Genomic DNA, 4,502 nt, shown 5'->3' with positions numbered 1-4,502 from the left:
CCGCTACGAACGCCGCGCAGACCACTTCGCATCCTTCGTCGCCATCGCCGCAGCCCTCATCTGCTACCGCCGCCTCACCAAATGAGTCACGGTCTTACTGCTTACCGGTACCGCCCATGCTGGTACCGGCGCCGCCAGCGTGCCTGTCCCCACCGGCACCGAAGCGCTGACCCGCAACCCGCTGTACCGCAGCGGCAAGCTGACGGTGCCCTGTGGTATCCAACCGGAGGACTCCGGCAGCTTCACCGCCACCAAAAAGCACCTGACCGCGATGCTGAACTGCCTGAACGCCTCATGGTCCGCGCAGCTGAAGAAGGTCGGCTTACCGTTCAGGAATCCAAAAATCCGGTTCATAGCAAAACCCACTCGCGCGTGCGGGTCAGCTTGGGGCGAGAACGTCACCGGCCGCTACTGCGACGACAAGCGACAGTTGGTGGTCCTGATCGGTGAATACGCCATCGAGGATCCGGCCGACCCGGTGGCGCTGCACCTCATCGCACATGAATATGCCCATCACGTTCAGAATCTCACCGGCATGTCGGCCTCTTATTGGAACATGCCGGCCCGCACCAAAGCTCAAGCGCTGGCGCAGAGCCGTCGTTTCGAACTGCAGGCCGACTGTCTGGGAGCGGCGTTCATGCGCAGTATCTGGGCCTCGCAGGAGTACCAGGACGAGGACTGGCAGGAGGTTGTGGACCTTTACCGGGAAAGCGGCGACGAGGCGTTCGACAAGGAGCGCAGCCACGGCAACGGGAAGAATCGGGTCGCCTGGCTGCGGAAGGGGTTCGCCGCCGCCTCCCCGGCCGCGTGCAACACCTGGACCGCGCCGGCAGCCCGCGTTTCCTGATCGCCGCCGAAGTGGAAGGCCCGGTTCCGGGACACGGAACCGGGCCTCCTGACCACCGGCGGAGAAACCGGAGATCACAGCGAGTCGAGCGTGAGGCCTGTCGCGGCGACGACTCCGTTGGGCGGGGTCGGGACGGTACACCGTGGGCTTGAGCCGACTTCTGATCAGATGGACGAGCCGGCCGATGTCCCCGACGGTGACCGGTATGGTGCGCCCAACTGCTGGCAAGGTCGTCACCAGGGAAAACCCGACTCGGGAGAGCCGACGACGTCACGCCCGTATTTCCTGGTCGGAGAAGGCAGATCGTTGGGCGTACCGCCAACCGTCGGCTCTCTCCCCTGGATAGGGGTGTCGGGATGCACGGACCGGTTTCGGCGCAGGCGAACCGTGGACATGTCGCTGAAGACGACGCCGACCTTCGCTCTCGCGCCCGAGTAGTTCGTCTCTCCGCCAGCAGCCCTGCCGTATGACCTGCGGCACGCGGCCGTGTCGCTCCGGCTCAACGGGCCGAACGGGCGGAGCATGGGATGGACGTGCTGCTCAAGCATGCATGCCCTGGTGCGCCGGCGAAACGGCAAACGCAGCGATCAGGAGCTCTACTTCAGCCACTCGAACACGAAGTTATGCTCCGCGCGTTCATTCCCGGACCGAAACCCTCGTCCGCGTTTGAAAAACCGACGGCACAGGGTGAAAAGAACGAGGATAAGCGCGGCGGTGAAACCAACGCTGAAGACGACGAGGACAACGCCCGCGAGCAGGCCGAATATCGCCTCGTAGGAGATACCGAAGAGGATGACCAGCTCGTTGGAGGACACAGCAGCTCCTCGCCATGTGAGATATGCCGAAGATACAGCATCAGGGAGCAATCCGCCTGAGCCTATTCGGCGACATGGCTCGCATGCGGCGAGTCGAATGGACACGTCAGGACGTACTGCGAGGCGTGGAAGGTGGCCCGGCTCCTGGCTCCGCCCCCGAAGCAACAGGTGGCGCCACCGGTACCTGGAGTCCGCGATCCGCACGCTGTTGAACGGGTAGCGCACCCCGCCGCCATATGAGCAGCGGGGCGTTCACCGCCCGGAAGAGCCCCAGACCTCAGGCTCAGAAGTCCCATGACCTGTTCGAGGCCCGAGTGATCTCCTGTTCATGTTCATCGGCGTCGTCGTAGCCGACGTGAGCGTCGTCCCACCACTGATTGAGCAGCTTGTTGTTCGCCTCCACATGGGAGACGGGGAACTCGGCGTGGGCACCGCAAGTACGGCAATCAATCTTGACCATTTCTCCATTGCACAGCAATCAAGACAAAGATTACAAACAATATACCAACTACCTTACCTGTGATTCAGATCACATTTTTGCGTGCGAAATCCGCACCTCACCGAGGGGAAAGCGGACGGCCGCGCCGCGCATCACCGATTCGCCGCCGAAGCCGAACGAGGCACCCTGACCGAGCTCGCCGCGGACTGCCCGAAATCGTCCATCCCAGCCAGACCGACGACACCAACCACTGGCGTCGGCACCAGCGCCCCCGCCCTGACTTCCGTTCCAACGGTCGTCGCAACACCCCGGATGAAGGGGTGCGATGGACTTCGAGATCCGCGAGAACCGGCGTGAGGGGGCGGCCTGCTGTCCGCTCACCGGTCGGGCGGGGGTGGGCGGACAGCACATTCACGCCGGATTTCCCGACACCCAGAACCGCCGTTCCACATTGCCTCTGGTGAGGCGAGTCTTCCCAACGTCCATGGCGCCGGTGAGACACCTCTTGACGCCGATCTCCGGACAAGTATCTTCTGTTTAGGAAACTTTCCTAAACGAGGTTTGTGTGATCGACTTTCGAGAATACCGGAGGAAGTGCACGTGAAATCCAGGAAACGAGCGGCAGCCTTCTCCACCACCGCCCTTCTCTCCCTCGGCCTGCTGCTGACCACCGCCGCACCGGCCCACGCCATTCCCGACAGCTGCACCGTGAACACATGGGGCGGCTACGGTGCCAGCACCTGCACCACCGGTACCGGAGAACAGCGCATCAACATCGCCTACATCGACCGTCAGAACCAGCGACAGGTGGTGGTGGGCAACTGGGTGCCGGTGGGCGGCACATCCTCCGCCTACTTCAATGGGTCCCTCCACCTCTGGTGGTTGGACAAGCGCGGCTAAGCAACGAGTTGAGACGGCGCCAGAAGATCGAGCGCAACCGAGCCGATGAGTTCCTCGTGGATGCCGTCGCGAACTTCCCAGCGAACAATGCGCCGTCCTGTGTCGTTCGCTGGAAAGTCGGCGGCCGGGAGAATTCCAAGACCCTGCGCACCAAGGCGCTCGCCGAGAGCTTTCTGTGAACCTGCGGAAGGAGACCAAGCGGGGCCAGGCATTCAACATGGAGGCCGGGCCCCCGCTTTCTCTCCTGACTACCAAAACATGGTTTGACTTCGCCCGCGCCTACAGTGGACCTGGGCGGCCTTCGAACTGGCTCCTGAAATCGCCGCGACGTACAGTGTCAGCCCGTTCACTCTGACGCGTGGGAGCCGGGTGCGGGGAACGGGAGTGCTCGCCTTGACACCGGACCCGTCGGCGGGGCCATGGCACGAGTGACCCCGCGCCAACGGGACAGCAGCCCACAGCCTTGTGGCCACAGGCTGTGATCATGTCTCCCCTTTGGATGAGACGAAAAGTCAGGACCTTTGACCACAAGGGCAGAGCCATACCGCCGACCGGCTTTGGTTCTGCCATTGCTTCCCCCGGATCAGCCGACTGCCTCGTCCCAGCCCTTGTTGAGTCGGGCCAGCAGTTCCGCTGCGGGACGATGTCCACCGTCTCCTGACCGATCATCGGCGACACGACGGAGTATGTCCGTGGCGTCACGGACGTGGCTCATGATCCCTTCAACCAGGCCGACCGATCCGGACAGCGGATTCTCATAGGTCTCGAACCCCGGCTCGGGGAGGCATCCCCACCAGTCCAGTAACGCGTTCAGTGCTTCCTGCCGGGGTGCCCCCGGCCGTTCGTCGATCGCCCGCAGAAGCACGCCCGTCGCGGGAACGGCGGCCGGATAGAGGGTTCCGGCGTGGTCGTTCGTGACCGCGTACCGAAGATCGGCCAACGCACGGGCGGCCTGTTGAGCGGACGAGGACCGGCCCAGCGCCTCCACGGCGGCTCGCGCGCTCTCGGGGTGGTACCAGCGCGGCCCTGGTATCCGGCTCCAGTCCACCTGCTCCACCGCTGTCCTCCTACTGCTCCCGGCACGGAATTCTCGCGCGTGACCTGGAGAAACGTGACCGACATCATTCCATGTGTATTCGACGGCCACCGGCCGAGGACCGCTCTCGATGTCGTACGGCTGCGCAGCCCGGAAACGACCAACGGCGCCCCACCAAGCCAAAAGACCTGGCCAGGCGTCGTTCTCCAGCGCAGAAAAGAGCGTGGGATTCGAACCCGCTCTGATCTCGCCGCCCCGATCAGTTCACCTGGATCAACGATTGAAACTGTCCGTGTGCGGGCGGAGCGAGGTGGTGCACGGCCTCCCGAAAGGGCTCCAGTTTTACTTCTCGGTCACCCCGGCGGCCGTTCGGGTTGCGTCCACGGACGTGGTGTATGAGTTTCCCCAGCTAGATGGCGTGGCGCCGTGAATGAGGACGGCCATCGCGTGATCCTTCGTGATTGC

At 63.7% G+C, this 4,502-nt stretch carries 6 protein-coding genes and 1 pseudogene; 4 read left to right on the top strand and 3 right to left on the bottom strand.

What is annotated here, in order from left to right:
* Positions 1-85: pseudogene (locus tag ABZ463_RS41505) on the top strand (IS5/IS1182 family transposase); the annotation flags it as partial.
* Positions 86-139: 54 nt separating this feature from the next.
* Entirely contained in the window at positions 140-847 is a 708-nt protein-coding gene (locus ABZ463_RS41500) for a neutral zinc metallopeptidase (protein ID WP_362785706.1), read from the top strand.
* Positions 848-1,443: 596 nt separating this feature from the next.
* Here ABZ463_RS41500 and ABZ463_RS41495 read toward each other — a convergent pair.
* On the bottom strand, positions 1,444-1,662 hold the full coding sequence (locus ABZ463_RS41495; RefSeq protein ID WP_352014882.1) for a hypothetical protein: 219 nt from the start codon (positions 1,660-1,662) through the stop codon (positions 1,444-1,446).
* Positions 1,663-1,945: 283 nt separating this feature from the next.
* Positions 1,946-2,122, bottom strand: a complete 177-nt coding sequence (locus tag ABZ463_RS41490) for a hypothetical protein (RefSeq protein ID WP_352014883.1) — start codon at positions 2,120-2,122, stop codon at positions 1,946-1,948.
* A gap of 579 nt (positions 2,123-2,701) precedes the next feature.
* On the opposite strand from ABZ463_RS41490, the gene ABZ463_RS41485 reads away from it, so the two are divergent.
* Both ABZ463_RS41485 and ABZ463_RS41480 read left to right on the top strand, forming a co-directional pair.
* Positions 2,702-3,001, top strand: a complete 300-nt coding sequence (locus ABZ463_RS41485) for a hypothetical protein (RefSeq protein ID WP_352014884.1) — start codon at positions 2,702-2,704, stop codon at positions 2,999-3,001.
* 56 nt (positions 3,002-3,057) lie between these two features.
* Positions 3,058-3,180 carry a hypothetical protein gene (locus ABZ463_RS41480; protein WP_362785702.1) on the top strand — a complete coding sequence of 41 codons (123 nt, stop codon included), beginning with the start codon at positions 3,058-3,060 and terminating at the stop codon, positions 3,178-3,180.
* A 404-nt stretch (positions 3,181-3,584) separates the two neighbouring features.
* Here the strand turns inward: ABZ463_RS41480 and ABZ463_RS41475 are convergent, their stop codons facing one another.
* A complete protein-coding gene (locus tag ABZ463_RS41475) occupies positions 3,585-4,058 on the bottom strand; it encodes a hypothetical protein (RefSeq protein WP_362785699.1) in 474 nt (157 codons plus the stop codon).
* Positions 4,059-4,502 lie beyond the last annotated feature (444 nt).

Source organism: Streptosporangium sp. NPDC020145 (assembly GCF_040631275.1).
Lineage (GTDB): Bacteria > Actinomycetota > Actinomycetes > Streptosporangiales > Streptosporangiaceae > Streptosporangium.
The sequence above is the reverse complement of the archived record's forward strand: the minus strand, read 5'-3'. Positions and strand labels throughout refer to the sequence as shown.